Source organism: Pseudomonas sp. PB103 (assembly GCF_009764635.1).
GTDB lineage: Bacteria > Pseudomonadota > Gammaproteobacteria > Pseudomonadales > Pseudomonadaceae > Aquipseudomonas.
On sequence record NZ_RWIL01000054.1, the window covers coordinates 82,416 to 100,612 of the forward strand.

The window sequence follows — 18,197 nt, forward strand, 5'->3', positions numbered from 1 at the left end:
GCTACGGATTTACCTGGTTATCAAAACAGGCAAGGTCGCTCCACGTGAGCCTTTGGTTACTGCTGATCAGACAGTCTGTTAGTCCCACCGACAGGGAGTCTGCGGCGGCAAACTCTCCGGTCGTTCCTTCAATAACGAAAAGCAGGCTGGAAACCAAAAGGACTTGCCGATGCTGAAAGACTACAGATGTGGTAATTGCAAACGACTGCTCGCCCGTGTGGGCGAGTTGACAGAGCTCCAGATCAAGTGCTCTCGATGCGGAACATTGAATCATGTGAGGGCTGCGAGCCTCGAGCAATCGCCTATGAGCGACATGAAGGCGGAACCCTCCGCACCTTATCATTCGACGTTATAGGTGAATTATGCCCTCTTTTTCCGTTGCTCCATTTGCAGCTAATGGAACGCCAGTCTTGCCTCCTCGCCATTTCATGGTTCCGGGTCAGTATCTTGAGTCGCCGAGCAAACGTTTTAAGTTGCTTTTGCAGCCAGATATCAACCTGGCGCTCTACGATAACGGGGCGTTGGCCTGGGTGGCTGATAACAACCCTTACACCACCGTCAGTACCAACCCGAACAACGACCTGGTTAACTGTTTCTATGTCCATACCCAAGGCATTCTCGTAGACCATTTGCGCGGGCGGGCGTGGATGACCATTAACGGCGTACCGATTGCCGGTGACAAAGGTTCGGCAGAGCGCACATTCGTACAGGTTCAGGACGATGGCAACCTCGTCATCGTGGAGTCGGTTCCATATTGGGCGAGTAATGCGGCGCTGTTTCCTGATTTTACTCAGCCATCATTGGCCATTCCGGGCGGTACCACGCTGGAAGTCGAGAAGCGATATGTCGTAGGCGGTACCACCATGGTGTTCCAGTCGGACGGGAATTTTGTCGTTTCGAACGGCCCTTTGGGGGTGCTATGGGCCAGTTGGACCCAGAATAAAGGTGCAACACGTGCCGTTATGCAGCCTGACGGCAACTTCGTTATTTATGGCGCAAACAACACTCCACTTTGGTTCACCGGTACAGCGGGCCAAGCGGGTGCAGAGTTGAAGCTGCAAGCCAATGGGCGTTTGTCCGTGGTGAAAGAACTCCCGGTGTGGGCACGTTTTGGCTATACACCGACGGTGCGCCCTCATCGCCGTGTCATTTACCCAGGCAGCACTATCGAAAACTGGAAGGTAAAGGACTTCGTTTTCGATAACGTCTGGGGCTGATCGCTGGGCGGGGGCAGTTTTTTCTGTCCGCGCATCCGACGCAAGGCAGACCACTTTGGAGTGGTCTGCCCGATTCCTGGCTCAGCGACTTTTGAATATCTCTATAGGAGCTGTAGTTGACCCCAACACTCATCAATCACTCTCGGGAGGCGTGACATGACAAACGAGCAACAAGCATTGGCGGACATGCCAATCTGGCTGGTCATCCTCCTTGCTGTCGTGGGAGGGGTGTCCGGTGAAATGTGGCGCGCCGACAAGGAGGGCGCCCGCGGCTGGCCACTGTTACGCCGTCTGGCATTGCGCTCCGGCGCCTGCATGATCTGCGGCGTATCGGCAATCATGCTGTTGTACGCCGCCGGCATGTCGATCTGGGCTGCTGGCGCTTTCGGCTGCCTAACCGCCATGGCCGGGGCCGACGTCGCTATCGGTCTTTACGAACGCTGGGCTGCCAAGCGCATCGGCGTTGGCGAAGTGCCTCCGCGCGATCCCCAGTAATTTCCTTCATTTCTTGCCTCGCTGCATAAGTTGCGGCGGGGTTTTGCGTGGACACTAGAAAAGGAGGTCATGCATGCCCGCAATGATCCAGCAGCCCTCGCAGTTGTTCAGCGCGATGGCGACAACCTTGCGCAACACCGCTGGCCTCAACGTGCAGGTTGGCAATCCTCAGGACTTCACGGCCCCGGGCGATCTGGCCTGGGTGTTGATCGACATCGAACGCGACGCGCCGGGAGTCCGCGCAGCGGATGGGCGAATTGCTCACGTGCTGACGCTCTCCTTGCAAGTCATTCCTGCCGGGTCCGCCACGGCGTTCGCCGCGTGCGATCTGATCGCCACACTGAAAAACCTGATCACGGATAACCGTTGGGGCTTGCCGGCAGCGCAGTGCGATCTGCCGATGAATATTGATGGTTCACCGTCACTGCTGGTTCAGGCCGATCTGCAAAACAAGGCCTGGACGTTGACCTTCAACCAGACCCTCTATCTCGGCCCGACCTTGCTTGACGACCCGCTCGGCACAGCGAAATTCGCCCGCACCTGGGAAGTCAGCAACATCGACGACCCCGAGCAATACACCGCGCTGGAGGCCTGACCGATGTTCGACGCATTACTGCGCATGCAACTCGGCCCGATCATCGAGCGTCTGGCCGAGATGGAAGCGGAGATCGACGACCTGCACCGTCGTGCCGAGAGCTTCTGTCGCATTGGCATTTGCCAGTCGGTCGATGCCGCGAGCAACACCTGTCAGGTCAGTCACGGTGGCTTGTTGACACCGGCCATCAAATTCTTCAACCCGAGTGCCGGCGCGCAAAGCGAGTCGCGGATTCCGACGGTGGGTGAACAATGTCTGCTGTTCAACTACGGCAGCGGCGAAAGCGGTGCGCAGTCGGTGGCGTTGTTCGGTTTGAACAGCGACCGTTTCCCCCCAACTGCGACGGTGCCGACCCTGACCCGTCGGGTGCATCAGGACGGTAGCGAAAGCGGCTACGACGACGCCACTCACACTTTGCACTGGCAAAACGGCCCGGCGGCCTTCAGCGGGTCTCGCGAGTCGCTGGAACTGAGCATCGGCCCGGCGCGGCTGGCGCTGACACCACAGCTGCTCACCCTGCAACTGGGTGCTGTCGGCGTGAGCATTGACGCCTCGGGCGTGCACTTCAGCGGCCCGTTGGTCGATCACCAGGGCCGCGTCATCAGCCCCTGATTCAAGAGCCTTCCATGATCGGAATCGATAGAGACAGCGGGGCCACGGTCGACGATTGGCTGCAGTTTGTGCAGCGCGCGACCCGGGCCCTGACCACGCCGCTGGGCACTCGGCAAAAACGGCCCCTGTACGGATCGCTGATCCCCACGCTGCTGGGGCACAACCTCGGCGACGACGTTCTGCTTCTGGCCCAGAGCCACGCGGCGCAAGCGTTCTACAACAAGCAAAACGGCATCGATGATTTTCAGCCGCAAGTGATCGTTGCCAGTCGTCAGGGCGCCGGTCTGCTGCTGCGATTCGCCGGCACCTGGAAAAACCGTCAACAAACCTTCGAGGTCGTGACATGAGCATGTTGATCCCCGGTCAGAACCAATTGGCCGAACCCGCGCTGATCACCGTCGAAGCGTTCGAATACTTGCTCGCCGAGTTCAAGACGTTCGTCATCGAATACGTCGGTGCGCGCTCGCCGGACAGTGCGGCGAAACTCAAGACCAGCCTGGACAACGAAAGCGAATTGCTGACCCTGGCGCTGGAAGCGTTTTGCGTGCGCCTGCAAACCCACGAACGCAAATACAACGCGCGCATCAAGCAGATGCTGGCGTGGTGGGCGACCGGTAGCAACCTCGATGCACGACTGGCAGACATGGGACTGGAGCGACAATTGCTCGATCCTGGCGACCCGGCGGCATTCCCGCCGGTGCCGGCGATTTATGAAAGCGACGACGACGCTCGTCTGCGTTATTACCTGGCGCCGCACGCTCCAGCGGCGGGCTCGCGGATGCAGTATCGCCGTGAGGTCTTTACGCTCGGCGAACGGCCGACGGTGCAAGTCGAGTCCACCGATGCCGGCGTGGTCAACGTCACCTACACCTTCAACCCGGACGGCCTCGCCGCACAGGTCAAGGATGGCAATGGTCGGCGCACGGCCCCCGGCGAAGTGCAGGTCACTGTGCTTTCGCGTGAAGGTGACGGCACGCCGTCCGAAGTGTTGCTTGACGGCGTTCGCCAGCACTTCGCCCGACCTGATGTGCGACCTGAAACCGACCTCGTGACCGTGAAAGGCGCCGACATCCAGCGCTACAAGATCCGCGTCGTCGCCAAGATCAATTCCGGCCCCGATTCGGGCCTGACCAAAGTTGCTGCGCAAGCGCAGTTGCAGGCTTACGCCGATAGCTGTCATCGCCTCGAAGGCCGGGTTGATCCGAGCTGGATCGACTACACGCTGCACAGCGCCGGCGCCGTGCAATTGCAGATTCTTGAACCGCTGGCGCCAATCGTGACGACAGCGTTTCAAGCGCCGTATTGCACGGCAGTTGAAGTCGAGGTGCTGACGCTATGAGTGACAAAACTCAGCGCGCAACGCTGCTGCCAGCCAACAGTTCGGCCATCGAACGAGGCCTGGATCTGGGCTTTGGTGCCTTGCTTGATCGCATTGCGCCGCCGTTTCCCGAGCTGATGAATCCTGCAGAAACACCCGCCGATTTTCTGCCGTATCTGGCGGCGGATCGCGGTGTTGCTGAATGGAGCACCGACGCGCCGCAAGCCGAAAAACGCCTGACCGTCGAACTCGCCTGGCCCACCGCGCGCCAGGCCGGCACTCGCAAGGCGCTGGAAAACGCCGCCAAGGGTTTGCAGTTAAGACCCGAGATCCGCGCCTGGTACGAACAGACGCCGCCCGGTGCGCCTTACAGTTTTTCCGTACGAGCCTTCAGCGAGCAACCCTACAGCGAAGCCATCGACGCCCGTCTCGATCGACGTCTGGCTGATGCCAAGAGCGAACGCGATGTGCTGACGGTCTCCGTTGGCCTCAGCGCTTTCGGCAATCACGTCATCGGCGCCGCGACGTTTTGCGGAGAGCTGACCACGGTTTATCCGGTGTTCATCGAAGGGCTGGAAACCTCGGGAGAGGCGTTCATGGGCGCCGGTATGTACACCGTCGAAACATCCACAATTTATCCTCAGGGGGCCTGAATGGCTGACTATTACACCCTGCTCACCAACGCAGGGATTGCCTACGAAACGGCTTGTAAAGCTGCGGGCGTGCCGATCAAGTTGACGCAGATTTCCGTCGGCGACGGCGGCGGCTCGGTCTACAACCCGGCCGCGACCGCCACTGCGCTGAAGCGCGAAGTCTGGCGCGGGCCGCTCAATGCGCTGTTCCAGGACGAGAAAAATCCGAGCTGGCTGCTCGCCGAAGTGACCATTCCGCCGGATGTTGGCGGTTGGTATGTGCGGGAAGCAGGGCTGTGGACTGACACTGGGATTCTCTACGCTATCGTCAAATATCCGGAGTCGTTCAAACCGGTTCTGGCCACCTCGGGTTCGGGTAAAGAGTTCTACATTCGCTCGATTTTCGAGACCAGTAACGCCTCCCTGGTAACGTTGCTGATCGACGACACCGTCGTCAAAGCCACGCGTGCCTGGGTCATGAGTTACCTCGCCGAAGAACTCGGCAAACTTGATGGCAAACAGTCGGTACGTGTCGCTGCAACGGGCAATGTCGTGTTGAACGGCGCGCAGCAGATCGACGGTGTCGCAGTGATCGCTGGTGATCGTGTGCTGCTGCCGAGCCAGACGCTGGCCAAGGACAACGGCCTGTGGATCGTCGCCAATGGCGACTGGGTGCGGGCGACCGATGCCAACAGCAGCGCCAAGGTCACGCCGGGCCTGACGGTCATGGTCGAGGAGGGCACAGCAAATGGAGATTCGTTGTGGCACCTGACCACCAACGCGCCGATCACCCTTGGTACTACCGCGCTGACGTTCAAGATGCTGGCCGGGCGTACCGGGATTGCGGCTGGGACTTACAAGAGCCTGACCGTTGATGAATATGGTCGGGCCACGGCGGGTGCGAATCCCGAGACGCTGGCTGGATTTGGTATCAAGGATTCATACACCAAGGCTGAAGTTGAAGCGCTGATTGCCCAGGCATCGGCGTTGCCGGTGGGGTCGATTGTCGCGTTCCCGGTTGATGCACCGCCGCCGGGTTTTCTGGAGCTGGATAACAGCGTCAAGAGCAGTGCGACTTACCCGGACTTGAGTGCATATCTGGGCGGCAAGTTTGATAAGGGTGATGAGGGTATTGGTAATTTCCGCTTGCCTGAAGCGCGTGGGGAATTCTTGCGTGGTTGGGATCATGGGCGTGGGGTTGATACAGGGCGGGCGGCGGGTAGCGCGCAGGCGGATTCGCTAAAAAACCACTATCACTATCTTCCAACAGAAAGTGGTGGTGGTCAGGTATTCGATCCGGCTGGCCAAACGCCTACTGTCGTGCTTAAAGACAATCCCGTTGATTGGTTAGCTCGTACGGTGGGCGATAATCATGGCTTCAATACGCCGTTCGGAACCCCTAGAACGTACAGCCAAAGTGCAGAGCCTGAAACCCGCCCTCGCAACATCGCCGTCATGTGGTGCATCAAGGCCTGGAACGCCCCGGTCAATCAGGGAACCATCGATGTCGCCGCACTGGCCAAGGAAGTCGAACGGCTCAAGTCTGCTGTTCCGGTTGGTGCTGTTCTGGCATTCCCGACCGGCATCGTCGCTCCCGGTTATCTGGAGTTGGATGGCAGTGTGCAGAGCATTGCGACTTATCCGGATCTGGCCGCTTTTCTTGGCACGACTTACAACAAGGGCGATGAGGGCTTAGGCAACTTCCGGTTGCCGGAATCTCGCGGTGAGTTCCTGCGTGGTTGGGATCATGGGCGCGGTGCTGATGCCGGTCGGACAATTGGCAGTTGGCAAGTAGGTACCGCAACTTACGGTGATGGTGACGGCGTCAATCTGCCAATTCCGAATTTGAATAACCCCAATCATGTAAGGGTTCTGGGACTGGAGTACGACACGGCCCCGGCAGTCGTTGAACCGGTAACGGTTTGCGTTACGGCCACTGCTACGACACCCCAACTGACTATGGATGGTGTTCAAACGCCAGGAACTGCATACGTCGGTGTTGACTTTATGCGGTCCAGGCCTCGCAACCTCGCTGTTATGTGGTGCATCAAAGCCTGGAACGCGCCGATCAATCAGGGAGGCATAGACATCGCAGCACTGGCGACTCTCGTCGATAAGCTGAGCTTGAACGGACCTGTTGTTGGGTCCATGCGTGGCGACAGGATGTCGGTACCGGTAGCCTCAGCAACTGCGACGATCAATGTCGATGAAGTCATTGTCGGGGATGCGAACGGCAGAACCAGAACGCTGCGTAATTTCAGTAAGCCGATTGATCTTTCTGCCGTTATAAAAGGCTTGGGCTCCATGGATGTTGCTGCAGCCCCTGCGCCTGGCTACGTCGCGCTCTATGCGCTTTACAACCCCGAAACCAAGGTTTCAGGGATTGCGGCCGTCAACGCTACGACGGTACTTGCGCCTGTCTTGTACAACGGCGGCTCTGCTGCGCTTGCGGGGTTCACCTTCTCGGCGCTGGTAAGTGTGTGGCCAACGAATGCTAACGGCCAGTTTGTGATTGGGCGACAAGAGGCTGGGCTCTTCACTTACACGGGGGGGCCTGTATTCGTCACGACTGGCGGACGCTCTGATTATTCACCGTTTACCATCAGCAGTAGCGTTCCGCTGAATGCAAAGCGCTGCCAGGGGAGTTATTCGATTCGAAACTTAATGTCAGGCGTAAATTCCTATGCGGGTTTAGGCGGTGTTTCAGGAATTGGCTCCATCGGGATAAGCAGTAACCCTTCTGCTGGCTCTGGCGGTGGCGTGCAAAGTGCATTTCCGCTGATCCCGTTAACAACGCCGCAGACGCTTCATTACGTCCTCTCCGCTACTAGTGGCGTGGCGACCTTTGAAGTGGTTATCACCGGATACACAATCTAAGGAGCGTTTGTGGAAATTTTTGTGCAGTTTACTGATAGCGATCAGCTTGCGATACGGTCCGTGTTTGGTGAGAAACAGTGCGATGAAGAGGTTTGGCCCAATCAGGGTGTGGTCGAAGAAGATGATCCGCGCTATCTCGCTTGGCTCGGCATGCATACGCTATTGGACCCTGAGTTACCAACGACAGCAGAGCTGATCGCCGCTGAACGCTACAAACGCGAAGCGGTAGGTATCAACTTCGACAGTTTGTTGATCGATACCACGCGAGACAGCCAAGCTCTGATTGCCAGCATGGGTTTGTCTGCAGTCCTTGATTCTGAATACCGCTGTAATTTCAAAACAGTGTCGGGATTCGTCGAGATCGGTGGTCCGCGAATTATCGACATCGCGAAGGCGGTTCGGGCGCACGTACAGGCCTGTTTTGACCGGGAGAAAGCGTTGCTTGAAGCCGTCTCAGCGGGGACCTATCGCGACGTATTGCTCGCTGAAGGCTGGCCGGATTCGTCGCCGCTTGATTCTGAAAATCTAAGATAAACGCCCCGAACCCCGGGGCGTTTTCTTATCCGCTCAAAAAACTCAACACCCGCCAAGCCCCTCCCCAAGAGGGGCTTTCCCGTTTATGGAGAAACGAAAAATGGCAACCCGCCAAACCTACACCGTGCTCGTCCCATTCCCCACCGGCGGTGGGCACTGGTCGAGCATCGGCCAAGACCTTGATCTGCTCGACGTCGAGGCCAGTGCCCTGCATTTCGCCGGTCGACTGGAACTGAAAACACCTACCACCCAGGCCAAAAAGGCCGCTGCCAAGAAGGCTGAATGAATATGGCTGAGGTTCTGAACTTCGAGCACAACGGCATTACCGTCAATGCCACCGAATCCCCCGAGGCCATGGGTGGTCTGGGTGACAACGTCATCGGTCTGGTCGGCACCGCGCCGAACGCCGATCCACTGATTCCGCGTAACGCACCGTTCCGCATCAACAGCTTCACCACCCACGCGCTGCTCGATCCGACGGGTGCGGAAGAAGGCACGCTGTACCACGCGGTTTACCAGATCCTCAAAGTGGTCAAGGTGCCGGTCTACGTAGTGATCGTCGAAGCGGGCGCGACTCCGGCCGACACCGTCAACGCAGTGATCGGCGGCGTCGAGCCGCTGACTGGCCGCAAGCTCGGTCTGGCCGCGCTGGGCAGTGTCCCGGAAGACCTGACCATCATCGGCGCGCCGGGCTTCACCGGCACCAAAGCGGTAGCCAGCGAGTTCGCCTCGTTCGGCAAGCGCATCAAGGCCCGTGTGGTACTGGACGGCAAGGACGCCTCGGTCGCCGATCAGGTGCTGTACAGCCAGGAACTGGGCGGCGCCGATCTCGGTTTCGACCGTTGCCTGGTGGTGCACAACATGCCGGCCGTGTACTCGAAAGCGGCGAAGAAAAACGTCTTCCTGTCGCCTTCCAGCCTGGCGATTGCCGCACTGGCCAAGGTCAAGCAGTGGGAGAGCCCGGGCAATCAGGTGACCTACGCCGAGGACGTTTCGCGGGTGGTTGAATACAACATTCTCGACACCTCCACCGAGGGCGATCTGCTAAACCGTTACGGCGTCAGCTACTACGCCCGCACCGTGCTCGGCGGCTTCTCGCTGCTGGGTAACCGCTCGATCACCGGTAAGTTCATCAGCTACGTCGGCCTCGAAGATGCGATCAGCCGCAAGCTGGTCAAGGCCGGCCAGAAAGCCATGGCCAAGAACCTCACCAAATCCTTCATGGATCAAGAGGTCAAGCGCATCAACGACTGGCTGCAAACCTTGGTCGCCGACGAAACCATTCCCGGCGGCAGCGTGTATCTGCACCCGGAACTCAACAGCGTCGAGAAATACAAGAACGGCACCTGGTACGTGGTCATCGACTACGGCCGCTACGCGCCGAACGAACACATGGTTTATCAACTCAACGCCCGCGATGAAATCATCGAGCAGTTCCTGGAGGACGTTCTCTAATGTTTACCAACCGTAATCGCCAGGCCATCGCGGCCACCCTGCAAGGCTTGCCGCTGTCGGCGACGGTGGAGGAGTTCACTCCGCCGAAGATTGACTTCGAGATGGAGAACATGACGGGCGGCCGTTTCATCGTTGAGGAAATGGCCAAGAGCGCCAAGGCCCTTGGCGCCAAGCTGATCCTCCAGGGCGCAGGCCCTGAAGTGATGCTGGCGCTGGGTGTGAAACTGGGTGACGACATCCTGCTGAACGTGCGTGAAGCGGGTCAGGATCAGGACGGCAACACCTGGTTCACCTATCACACCGTCGGTGGCCAGCTGAAGTCTCTCGAAGAAGCCACGGTGAAAATGGGTGATAAGCCCAAGCTCACCCTGGAGCTGTCCTGCCGTACCTACAACCGTCTGGAAAACGGTATTCCGGTGATCGACATCGACGTGCGCACCCAGAAGTTCGTGCTCAACGGCGTCGACATCCTCGGCGATGCCCGCCGTGCGGTGCTGATGCCGTAAGCCTTTAACGCCAGACACAAAACCTGTGGGAGCGGGCTTGCCCGCGATAGCGGTGGGTCAATCAACATCCATGGTGAATGTGCCGACGCCATCGCGGGCAAGCCCGCTCCCACAAGGGATTGCAACAACTCTCAAAACGAATCACCAAGGAATTCATACATGTCGTGGATGCCACCCCAACATGAGCTGCTGTCGCCAATCACCGGCGACGACGGTTCGCAGATCAACCAGATCCAGCTCAAGCCACTGTTCTACGCCGCACAGAAAGAAGCGCTGGAGCGCGCCGGCGATGACGAGGACGATCAGTTCTTCGAACTGGCGCTGCTCGCCACCGGCCTGTCGGTCAAGGAACTCGACCAGCTCAAACGCCCGGACTACGTGAGCATCGCGCAGTACGTACACGAGATGTCGACCCGTCCGACAGCGTACTTTCTCGACCAGGTCGAAGACGCGGAAAAATCCGCCGATCCCGATCAGATCCAGCTGTTGCAACCGCTCGCCGTCACCGGCCGTACCGTGACCTCGCTGAGCCTGGAAATGCCGGTGCTGCGCGCCACCAAAGTGATGAAGAAACTGAAAACGGCCAAGGAACGCGCCGAGTTCATCACGGCTCATTGTGCCGGCCTGATGATCCCCGATCTGGCCCAGTTGACCGTCCCTGACTGGACGCAATTGCAGGTGCGCATAGACGATTTTTTAAACCAGCCGGCGGCCTACTTTCGGAACGCGACATCGAAGTAATCCTCGATATCGTCCCGCTCATTTACCCGGTAAGTGAGGCGGAGATTCTGGAATGGGACGCCGAAAAGGCGTTGCGCCGCTACGACATAGCGATCACTCGCCTTGGCGTGAAACAGGAGTAGAGCGGCATGGCAGACGATAACTATGGGTTGACGTTCGCGACGGTCAATCAAGAGGCCTGGGCGTTGAGCACCGCTAGCAAGACTGTCGCCTTGATGACCCCGACGATGCCTGCACCAGTAGCACCTGCGTCGAGCCCTGACGGTGGGGGTGGGTATACCGGGCTAAGCCTGGCGCTGGCCGACGCCACCAGCGAGTTGCGCAATCTGACCGCCGAGCAGGTTCAGCTCAAGAATGTGCTGACCTCGATACACGCGGTGCTGATTTCACAGCGCTCGTTGCAGCAGTCTCTGAATGACCGGCAAACGGGCAGCACGACCGTCGGCGCCGAAGCCAAAACGCCAGGTGCCAATGGTGCAACCCAGCCCTTCAAACTCTTGCAACCGACGATCGATCTTGACACTGCGATGGCGCGGCTGGGTCGGGTTACAGGTGTTGAAGGCGATGAACGCAAAGCGTTGCGCGAATCGCTGGAGAAAATGGCCACCGAGCGCAAAGTGGCTGCTGGCGGTACCACCACGGTTGACTTGGCAAGCGTGATGTATGCCGGTGCGAAGGGGGGAGTTGGCAGCGATCAGAAGACTGAAGTCGGCCGGCAAGACGCCCTCAGCGAATTCACCCGAGACACCGCCGTCACGGCCACAGCCTTTGAGATGAAAGCGCCGGATGTCGCGGATCTGCTGATCGGCTGGCGCACATCGATGGGGCTCAACAGAGCAAAAACCCTCGACCTCGCCGATGCGACCAGTGTGCTTGGAAGCCGACTGAGCGCCTCGGTGGCGGACATCGGTTCGATCGTCAGCAACTACGGCGCTTCGGCAAAAGGCGCAGGTCTGAGCCCCGAACAGACGGCGGCTTTTGCTGCGGCAATGCTCAACGTCAACGTAAACAGGGCTGACGCTGGAGTGGCACTGGAGAAGATCACCACGACGCTGGCGTTGGGCGACAACGCCTCGGCCAGTCAGAAAGCGGTGCTCGCTGAGCTTAAGCTCGATCCAAAGGTCCTCGCTGCGCAAATGCAAGGGGATGCCCCCGGCACGATTGTCGAAGTGCTTGAGGCGCTGAACAAGAAATCCCCCGAGCAGCAAGCCGGTCTGGCGATGACGTTGTTTTCGATCGACCAGCCGGTTGTGAAAATGCTTGAGCGCACCGCTGATGTGCGAGGTGCATTTGATCTCGTCAAAGATAAAAAGCAGTACGCAACTTCGGCGCCAAGCGCGGAGGGCGGGGCAGTCAATCAGGCTGCGCTGAAGCTTTCGGATACGTCGCAAACGGGCTGGAACATTTTCACCGCTCAGAAAGACCGCCTCCTTAGCTCAGCTGGCGCTGCTGTGCTGCCTGATTTTGACAGGCTCACCGGGGCGATGGCGTGGGCGACCGATGGCTTGAGCAGCATGGCTGAAGAATCACCGGAGCTCGCGCGTACGTTGATTTTGAGTATTGCCGGTATCAAGGGTGTGCAGGTTGCTGGATCGATGCTGGCCAAGGGCATTAAAGGAACGACAGCCACTGTCGCCAACTTCGAGTTCGTCGGCACAACTGCAAAATCCTGGGGCACCGCAGTACTTAACGGTGCCAAGACTTGGGGTTCCATTGCGCTGAACCATGCCAAGACTTGGGGTTCCGCTGCGCTTAACAGTGCCAAGACTCTGGGATCCGGTGCGCTTAACCGCGCTAAATACCTGGCATCCGGTCCAGGCCGAAGTCTGGTCAGCCAAGGTGCCCGAATTGGTCGTTTGGCTGGCCCTCTGAGTATGCCGTTGATGATGCTCGACTCCGGTATGGATGTGGTCAACGGCTTGCTCGATGCCGATGGCAAACAAACAGCCAGAGGAGCGGGCGGCTTGGTGGGTGGGGTTGCTGGAAGTTACGTGGGGTCGCGCCTTGGTGCCTTCCTGGGGGCTTTCGCCGGTCCTGCCGGAGCGGTTGTTGGTGGAGGGGTTGGCGGAGCAGTTGGCACTTACTACGGCAATCAGTGGGGAAGCTCATTGGGTGAAAAGCTCGCGACGCCTGCCCCGGATCAACTCGCCCCGCCAGCAGACGTCGCCAAAGACCTCGCTGGCGCTCAGACCTCAAACCATCAGATTACTTACGCGCCCTCGTTCAACTTCAGCGGCGGTGATTTAGCCAGCGCTGAAAAAGTGACCGCCATGGTCGCGCAGGTCATGCAGTCACATTTCATGTCTGACTTTACGCCTTTGATGAGCACCAACCCCCTCGCCACCCGCCGTGACGCAGCCCTCACCGATGGAGTCGCCTGATGAAACAACAAATGGCATTGGGCAGCTTCATCTTCGGCCTGTCACGTAACTTCGCCTACAGCACGCTGGCGCGGAAGTCGGACGGTGGCTGGACGCAGTTGCCCATTCTTACCAGTAAACCCAAGTCCAGTCAGATTGGACAAAGTCCGGAAACCCTGACCATCAGCGGCACCGCGATGTACGCCGTGGCCATGGAACGGCTCGATGAATTGCGCGCTCTTCAGGCACTGCGTGTGCCGTTGCCGTTGATCGACGGTATCGGTCGCAACTGGGGTTTGTGGCGGATCAACAGCGTTCAGGAAAACCAGAGCGAGGTCATCGATGACGGCACCGCGATGGTGATCAAGTGGGTACTCGAATTGGCGGAGTTCAACAATGCGTAAGGTACGAAGCGTGGCCGGTGATTCGGTGAATCTGCTGCTCTACCGCGAAACCGGGCGCTCAGACGATCAGGCCGAAGCAGCGTTGTGGAAGCTCAATTCGACCCTGGCCGAATACGGCCCGGTTTTGCCGGCGGGCGTATGGGTAACGCTGCCGGAACTCGACAGCAGACCCGCCGCGATCAAACCGGTTTTGGCCTGGGACTAAGGAGGTTGCATGGCACAGGGATTTACACCGGCGATCGAAATCTACGGGGCTAACCATGCGCTGCTGAACCAGCGCCTGATCAGTTGGGAACACATTGATGCTGCCGGGATGGAGTCCGATCAGCTGACACTGGTGATCGACCTGGAAGGCCTCGAAGGCTTGCCGACCCTGGGCGGAACAATCGGCCTGCGGGTTGGCTATCTGGAGTCCGGGCTGGTCGAAAAGGGCCAGTTCAAAGTGACTCGATTGACCCCGACGCTGTTCCCGTTACGCCTGACACTGGTGGCTACCGCAGCGCCTTTCAGCGGCAAGGATGAGACCGGATTCAAGGAGCGGCGCACGGCAAGTCATGGCCCGACAACCCTTGGCGGACTGTTTCGCGAGCTGGTCTTGCGGCACGGATTTTCGCCTCGCGTCGATCCCGAACTGGCGCTGATCAGGATTGCCCATGTCGACCAGTCGAACGAAACTGACATGGGCTTCATCACACGCCTGGCGAGCAAGTACGACGCGGTGGCCAAACCCTGCAACGACCTCTACGTACTGGCGAAACCGGCGCAGCTCAAATCACTATCGGGTCAGGTGATACCGGACGTCAGGTTGTCGGTAACCAGCAACAATCGACCGGGTGATCACGCCTTCATCAGTGCCATATTGGAAGAGACCGCGCGCACGCAGAACCAGGGTTGCAAGACCTGCTTCTGGGACGGTGCTGTTGGCAAGCTGCAGGAAGTGATCACCGGTTCCGCACCCTACAAGGTCATTCGCCAGAAACAGGCGAGTGAAGAAGAAGCCAAAGCCATCGGCGAAGCCGAAGTGCGCAAGATGCTGCGCGAGAAATACACGTTGAAGGTCACCTGCCCAGGCGATCCGCTGCTGGCCGCCGAAGGCCTTTTGGTACTCGATGACACCTGGCCGGACTTCACGCGCGGTCGCTGGTCGATCAAGAAGGTCACCGCCAGTGGCAAGCGCGAGGAAAGCTATCGCTGCCTGATCGAAGCAACCGGCCTCGACCCCAAGGCTGACGCCAAAGCCTGACTCCCCGCTTTCTCACTGCGCTGAAGATCCCTGTGGGAGCGGGCTTGCCCGCGAAGAGGCCAGCCCATTCAAAAGAGATGCCGGTTGATCCACCGTCATCGCTGGCGAGCCAGCTCCCACAGGTTTTGCAGTGTTCTGCAGACCGCTTTTCATTCAACTCTGGAACATCCCCATGAAGATCACCCCGATCCTCACGCAACTGCGTGGGCAATGCCCTGGGCTTGCCAATCACATTTCGGTGGGCGTCGATCTGGCGTTGCTGCAAGGCAATCCCGATCTGCCAATGCCTTCGGCGCATGTTCTGCCGCTGGCGGATCTGGCCAGCACCAGCACTGCACAAAACCTCACCGCGCAACCGATTCGCGAGCGCTTCGAAGTCGTCCTCGTGCTTGACGCCAGCGAGGCTACAAAAGCGCTGGATCTGTTGCACGACCTGCGCGCTGAACTGTGGCGCGCGTTGGTGGGGTTCAAGCCGGACAAAGACTACAGCGCCATCGCCTATGACGGCGGTGAACTGGTCTCGATCAACAGCAGCCGCGTGTTCTATCGGCTGCGCTTTTTTGCCGAGTTCCAGCTCGGCCGCAATCTGCCGAGTCAGCCTGCGGAGAGTTGGCACGAACGCGAACTGGACGGTTTGTCGTCCTTTACCGGGGCCACCGTGCGGGTCGATGCGATCGACCCCGCCGACCCCAACCTGCAACGCCCGGGCCCCGATGGGCGCGTGGAACTGACTTTCTCTGGAGACGTAACCCCATGAGCAATCGCATCACCGTACTGCCGGCCGCCGGCCGTGTCGTACCTGACCCGGAGGCCGGCGATCTGCTGCCGCTCGAAGGCCGTGAAGTGCTGGACAGCGCCTGGTGGCGCCGGCGTCTGGCCGACGGCGATATCACAATCAAAACCGCAAAAGCGGCTAAACCACAGGGAGCCAAATAATGGCGATCGGATTCAGCAACATCCCCGCGGACATTCGTGTACCGCTGTTCTATGCCGAAATGGACAATTCGGCTGCCAATAGCGCGAGCTCGACCCTGCGTCGCTTGATCGTCGCTCAGGTCAACGACAACATTGCCCCGACCGAGGTCGGCAAACTGGTGCTGGTCTCCAGCGTTGCACTGGCTAAAAGCATCGGCGGCCAAGGCTCGATGCTTGCTTCGATGTACGAGACCTTCCGCAAGGCTGACCCGATCGGCGAGATCTGGTGCCTGCCGCTGCACAACACCGAAGGCGCCATCGCCAAAGGTGTGTTGACCCTCACCGGCACCGCGACCCAGGCCGGTCTACTCAATCTCTACGTCGGCGGCGTGCGGGTGCAGGCTACCGTGGTCAACGGCGCAACCGCTGCTCAGGCCGCCACGGCGCTGGCGCAGAAAATCAACGCCACGGCCGACCTGCCGGTGAGCGCTGCCGTTGCCGAAGGCGTAGTCACCCTGAACGCCAAATGGACGGGCGACAGCGGCAACGACATCAGCCTGCAATTCAATCGCCTGGGCAAGAGCAACGGCGAAGAAACCCCGGCCGGCCTGACCAGCGCCATCACCGCCATGACCGGCGGCGCCGGTGTGCCGGATCAGGTTGAAGCGATCGCCGCACTGGGTGATGAGCCATTCGAATTCATCGCGTTGCCATGGTCCGATCTGTCGACGCTCAATACCTGGCAAGCCGTCATGGATGACAGCACCGGTCGCTGGTCGTGGGCCAAGCAATTGTTCGGTCACGTCTACAGCGCCAAGCGCGGCACCGTCGGCACTCTGGTTGCTGCCGGCCAGGCACGCAACGACCAGCACATGACCATTCAGGCGCTGGAGCCGGGCGTTCCGCAACCGTTCTGGGTACAAGCTGCCGCACTGGCTGCACGCACCGCCGTGTTCATCTCCGCCGACGCCAGCCGTCCGACGCAAAGCGGCAGCCTGCCGGGTGTTGATCCGGCACCGGCCAGCGAACGCTTCACCCTGACCGAGCGTCAGTCGCTGCTCAACTACGGCATCGCCACCGCTTACTACGAAGGCGGCTACGTGCGCATCCAGCGCTCGATTACTACTTACCAGAAAAACGCTTACGGCCAGGCCGACAACTCCTATCTGGACAGCGAAACCATGCACCAGTCGGCGTTCATCGTCCGTCGTCTGCAAAGCGTGATCACCAGCAAATACGGCCGGCACAAACTGGCCTCCGACGGCACCCGTTTCGGCGCCGGTCAGCCGATCGTCACCCCGAGCACCATTCGCGGCGAGCTGATTGCGCAGTACGCCAAGCTCGAACTGGAAGGCCATGTCGAGAACGCCGAGCTGTTCGCCGAGCACCTGATCGTCGAGCGCGACGTGCAGGACCCGAGCCGCGTGAACGTGCTGTTCCCGCCGGATTACATCAACGGTCTGCGCGTGTTCGCACTTCTCAACCAATTCCGTCTGCAGTACGACGACGCGGCTTGATCAGCGCGTTTGACGACAAGCATTCAGCCCACCTCGCGTGGGCTTTTTTATTCAAGGGAGTAACACCATGGGTCAACTGATTGCAGGCACCTGCTACGTCAAGGTCGACGGCGCACAACTGACTATCAATGGCGGCTGCGAAGCCCCACTGATGGCCGTTAAACGCGAAACCGTCGTCCCCGGCTTCTACAAGGAAACCGACATCGCGCCGTCGTTCAAAGTGACCGCGCTGCACACCGCCGACTTCCCGCTGAAGAAGCTGATCGAAGGCACCGACATTACCGTCACCTGCGAATTCAGCAACGGCAAAGTCTACGTGCTGGCCGGTGCGTATCTGGTCGAAGAGCCAGTCTCCAAAGGCGATGACGCCACCATCGAACTGAAATTCGAAGGCATCAAGGGGACCTGGCAATGAGCGGCGCCGTGAAGCTTCAGGTTGCGATCGAAGCTCACGGCGAGCCCCTGACCGAACTCGTCCTGCGCCGTCCGACGGTGCAGGAAGTGCGAGCGATCAAGGCGCTGCCGTACAAGATCGACAAGAGCGAAGAAGTCAGCCTCGACATGGACGTGGCGGCCAAATACATCGCCGTGTGCGCCGGCATTCCGCCGTCGTCGGTCAACCAGTTGGATCTGGCTGACCTCAATGCGCTGAGCTGGGCCGTTGCGAGTTTTTTCATGAGTGCGGCGTCGGCGCCATCACCGACCTGATCGCCGTCGCCTATGACCTGGCCTGGTTCTGGAAGGTTGACCCCGAACAGATGATGGCCAGGCCACTG

General features: G+C 59.4%; 23 protein-coding genes. All 23 read left to right on the forward strand.

Going from position 1 to position 18,197, the window contains the following annotated elements; genetic code table 11:
* The first annotated feature begins 169 nt into the window (after positions 1-169).
* The 23 genes from EJA70_RS10985 to EJA70_RS11095 all read left to right on the forward strand — a co-directional run bounded on the left by EJA70_RS10985 (position 170) and on the right by EJA70_RS11095 (position 18,129).
* Positions 170-355 carry a Com family DNA-binding transcriptional regulator gene (locus EJA70_RS10985; protein ID WP_158830751.1) on the forward strand — a complete coding sequence of 62 codons (186 nt, stop codon included), beginning with the start codon at positions 170-172 and terminating at the stop codon, positions 353-355.
* Between the two features lie 7 nt (positions 356-362).
* The gene (locus EJA70_RS10990) at positions 363-1,217 is read left to right on the forward strand and encodes a putidacin L1 family lectin-like bacteriocin (protein WP_158830752.1); all 855 of its coding nucleotides are present in this window, start codon (positions 363-365) and stop codon (positions 1,215-1,217) included.
* A gap of 156 nt (positions 1,218-1,373) precedes the next feature.
* Positions 1,374-1,712: a phage holin family protein gene (locus EJA70_RS10995; protein ID WP_008077108.1), complete on the forward strand. Its 339-nt coding sequence runs from the start codon at positions 1,374-1,376 to the stop codon at positions 1,710-1,712.
* A 73-nt stretch (positions 1,713-1,785) separates the two neighbouring features.
* Complete coding sequence (locus tag EJA70_RS11000) at positions 1,786-2,307, forward strand: hypothetical protein (RefSeq protein ID WP_158830753.1); 522 nt, start codon at positions 1,786-1,788, stop codon at positions 2,305-2,307.
* Between the two features lie 3 nt (positions 2,308-2,310).
* Positions 2,311-2,919: a phage baseplate assembly protein V gene (locus EJA70_RS11005; protein ID WP_158830754.1), complete on the forward strand. Its 609-nt coding sequence runs from the start codon at positions 2,311-2,313 to the stop codon at positions 2,917-2,919.
* Positions 2,920-2,933: 14 nt separating this feature from the next.
* On the forward strand, positions 2,934-3,266 hold the full coding sequence (locus tag EJA70_RS11010) for a hypothetical protein (RefSeq protein ID WP_008077111.1): 333 nt from the start codon (positions 2,934-2,936) through the stop codon (positions 3,264-3,266).
* Positions 3,263-4,258: a baseplate J/gp47 family protein gene (locus EJA70_RS11015; RefSeq protein WP_158830755.1), complete on the forward strand. Its 996-nt coding sequence runs from the start codon at positions 3,263-3,265 to the stop codon at positions 4,256-4,258. The genes EJA70_RS11010 and EJA70_RS11015 overlap by 4 nt, the downstream gene beginning before the upstream one ends.
* The gene (locus tag EJA70_RS11020; RefSeq protein ID WP_158830756.1) at positions 4,255-4,890 is read left to right on the forward strand and encodes a phage tail protein I; all 636 of its coding nucleotides are present in this window, start codon (positions 4,255-4,257) and stop codon (positions 4,888-4,890) included. Before EJA70_RS11015 ends, EJA70_RS11020 begins: the two co-directional genes overlap by 4 nt.
* On the forward strand, positions 4,891-7,746 hold the full coding sequence (locus EJA70_RS11025) for a phage tail protein (RefSeq protein WP_158830757.1): 2,856 nt from the start codon (positions 4,891-4,893) through the stop codon (positions 7,744-7,746).
* Between the two features lie 9 nt (positions 7,747-7,755).
* On the forward strand, positions 7,756-8,280 hold the full coding sequence (locus EJA70_RS11030) for a DUF4376 domain-containing protein (RefSeq protein WP_256677667.1): 525 nt from the start codon (positions 7,756-7,758) through the stop codon (positions 8,278-8,280).
* Positions 8,281-8,380: 100 nt separating this feature from the next.
* Positions 8,381-8,566 carry a hypothetical protein gene (locus EJA70_RS11035; RefSeq protein ID WP_158830758.1) on the forward strand — a complete coding sequence of 62 codons (186 nt, stop codon included), beginning with the start codon at positions 8,381-8,383 and terminating at the stop codon, positions 8,564-8,566.
* Positions 8,567-8,568: 2 nt separating this feature from the next.
* Positions 8,569-9,735: a phage tail protein gene (locus EJA70_RS11040; RefSeq protein ID WP_122591410.1), complete on the forward strand. Its 1,167-nt coding sequence runs from the start codon at positions 8,569-8,571 to the stop codon at positions 9,733-9,735.
* Positions 9,735-10,241, forward strand: a complete 507-nt coding sequence (locus EJA70_RS11045; protein ID WP_158830759.1) for a phage major tail tube protein — start codon at positions 9,735-9,737, stop codon at positions 10,239-10,241. The genes EJA70_RS11040 and EJA70_RS11045 overlap by 1 nt, the downstream gene beginning before the upstream one ends.
* Positions 10,242-10,400: 159 nt before the next feature.
* Complete coding sequence (locus EJA70_RS11050) at positions 10,401-10,982, forward strand: phage tail assembly protein (protein WP_158830760.1); 582 nt, start codon at positions 10,401-10,403, stop codon at positions 10,980-10,982.
* 128 nt (positions 10,983-11,110) lie between these two features.
* Positions 11,111-13,363, forward strand: a complete 2,253-nt coding sequence (locus EJA70_RS11055; protein WP_158830761.1) for a phage tail tape measure protein — start codon at positions 11,111-11,113, stop codon at positions 13,361-13,363.
* Complete coding sequence (locus EJA70_RS11060) at positions 13,363-13,746, forward strand: phage tail protein (RefSeq protein ID WP_008077123.1); 384 nt, start codon at positions 13,363-13,365, stop codon at positions 13,744-13,746. Before EJA70_RS11055 ends, EJA70_RS11060 begins: the two co-directional genes overlap by 1 nt.
* Positions 13,739-13,951 carry a tail protein X gene (locus EJA70_RS11065; RefSeq protein ID WP_008077124.1) on the forward strand — a complete coding sequence of 71 codons (213 nt, stop codon included), beginning with the start codon at positions 13,739-13,741 and terminating at the stop codon, positions 13,949-13,951. The genes EJA70_RS11060 and EJA70_RS11065 overlap by 8 nt, the downstream gene beginning before the upstream one ends.
* 9 nt (positions 13,952-13,960) lie before the next feature.
* The gene (locus EJA70_RS11070; RefSeq protein WP_008077126.1) at positions 13,961-14,989 is read left to right on the forward strand and encodes a hypothetical protein; all 1,029 of its coding nucleotides are present in this window, start codon (positions 13,961-13,963) and stop codon (positions 14,987-14,989) included.
* 172 nt (positions 14,990-15,161) lie between these two features.
* Entirely contained in the window at positions 15,162-15,746 is a 585-nt protein-coding gene (locus EJA70_RS11075; RefSeq protein ID WP_158830762.1) for a hypothetical protein, read from the forward strand.
* Positions 15,743-15,925, forward strand: coding sequence for a DUF2635 domain-containing protein (locus tag EJA70_RS11080; RefSeq protein WP_008077130.1), 183 nt, complete (start codon positions 15,743-15,745; stop codon positions 15,923-15,925). The genes EJA70_RS11075 and EJA70_RS11080 overlap by 4 nt, the downstream gene beginning before the upstream one ends.
* Complete coding sequence (locus tag EJA70_RS11085; RefSeq protein WP_158830763.1) at positions 15,925-17,421, forward strand: phage tail sheath subtilisin-like domain-containing protein; 1,497 nt, start codon at positions 15,925-15,927, stop codon at positions 17,419-17,421. Before EJA70_RS11080 ends, EJA70_RS11085 begins: the two co-directional genes overlap by 1 nt.
* A 67-nt stretch (positions 17,422-17,488) precedes the next feature.
* Complete coding sequence (locus EJA70_RS11090) at positions 17,489-17,836, forward strand: phage tail tube protein (protein WP_007908779.1); 348 nt, start codon at positions 17,489-17,491, stop codon at positions 17,834-17,836.
* Positions 17,833-18,129, forward strand: a complete 297-nt coding sequence (locus EJA70_RS11095) for a phage tail assembly protein (protein ID WP_007908778.1) — start codon at positions 17,833-17,835, stop codon at positions 18,127-18,129. Before EJA70_RS11090 ends, EJA70_RS11095 begins: the two co-directional genes overlap by 4 nt.
* Positions 18,130-18,197: the final 68 nt, after the last annotated feature.

Coding starts and splice junctions, on each gene's coding strand:
- EJA70_RS11095 (WP_007908778.1), top strand. CDS start 17,833: ATGAGCGGCGCCGTGAAGCTTCAGGTTGCGATCGAAGCTCACGGCGAG.
- EJA70_RS11035 (WP_158830758.1), top strand. CDS start 8,381: ATGGCAACCCGCCAAACCTACACCGTGCTCGTCCCATTCCCCACCGGC.
- EJA70_RS11085 (WP_158830763.1), top strand. CDS start 15,925: ATGGCGATCGGATTCAGCAACATCCCCGCGGACATTCGTGTACCGCTG.
- EJA70_RS11080 (WP_008077130.1), top strand. CDS start 15,743: ATGAGCAATCGCATCACCGTACTGCCGGCCGCCGGCCGTGTCGTACCT.
- EJA70_RS11020 (WP_158830756.1), top strand. CDS start 4,255: ATGAGTGACAAAACTCAGCGCGCAACGCTGCTGCCAGCCAACAGTTCG.
- EJA70_RS11040 (WP_122591410.1), top strand. CDS start 8,569: ATGGCTGAGGTTCTGAACTTCGAGCACAACGGCATTACCGTCAATGCC.
- EJA70_RS10990 (WP_158830752.1), top strand. CDS start 363: ATGCCCTCTTTTTCCGTTGCTCCATTTGCAGCTAATGGAACGCCAGTC.
- EJA70_RS11090 (WP_007908779.1), top strand. CDS start 17,489: ATGGGTCAACTGATTGCAGGCACCTGCTACGTCAAGGTCGACGGCGCA.
- EJA70_RS11060 (WP_008077123.1), top strand. CDS start 13,363: ATGAAACAACAAATGGCATTGGGCAGCTTCATCTTCGGCCTGTCACGT.
- EJA70_RS11010 (WP_008077111.1), top strand. CDS start 2,934: ATGATCGGAATCGATAGAGACAGCGGGGCCACGGTCGACGATTGGCTG.
- EJA70_RS11075 (WP_158830762.1), top strand. CDS start 15,162: ATGAAGATCACCCCGATCCTCACGCAACTGCGTGGGCAATGCCCTGGG.
- EJA70_RS11015 (WP_158830755.1), top strand. CDS start 3,263: ATGAGCATGTTGATCCCCGGTCAGAACCAATTGGCCGAACCCGCGCTG.
- EJA70_RS11045 (WP_158830759.1), top strand. CDS start 9,735: ATGTTTACCAACCGTAATCGCCAGGCCATCGCGGCCACCCTGCAAGGC.
- EJA70_RS10985 (WP_158830751.1), top strand. CDS start 170: ATGCTGAAAGACTACAGATGTGGTAATTGCAAACGACTGCTCGCCCGT.
- EJA70_RS11055 (WP_158830761.1), top strand. CDS start 11,111: ATGGCAGACGATAACTATGGGTTGACGTTCGCGACGGTCAATCAAGAG.
- EJA70_RS11050 (WP_158830760.1), top strand. CDS start 10,401: ATGTCGTGGATGCCACCCCAACATGAGCTGCTGTCGCCAATCACCGGC.
- EJA70_RS11000 (WP_158830753.1), top strand. CDS start 1,786: ATGCCCGCAATGATCCAGCAGCCCTCGCAGTTGTTCAGCGCGATGGCG.
- EJA70_RS11005 (WP_158830754.1), top strand. CDS start 2,311: ATGTTCGACGCATTACTGCGCATGCAACTCGGCCCGATCATCGAGCGT.
- EJA70_RS11025 (WP_158830757.1), top strand. CDS start 4,891: ATGGCTGACTATTACACCCTGCTCACCAACGCAGGGATTGCCTACGAA.
- EJA70_RS10995 (WP_008077108.1), top strand. CDS start 1,374: ATGACAAACGAGCAACAAGCATTGGCGGACATGCCAATCTGGCTGGTC.
- EJA70_RS11065 (WP_008077124.1), top strand. CDS start 13,739: ATGCGTAAGGTACGAAGCGTGGCCGGTGATTCGGTGAATCTGCTGCTC.
- EJA70_RS11070 (WP_008077126.1), top strand. CDS start 13,961: ATGGCACAGGGATTTACACCGGCGATCGAAATCTACGGGGCTAACCAT.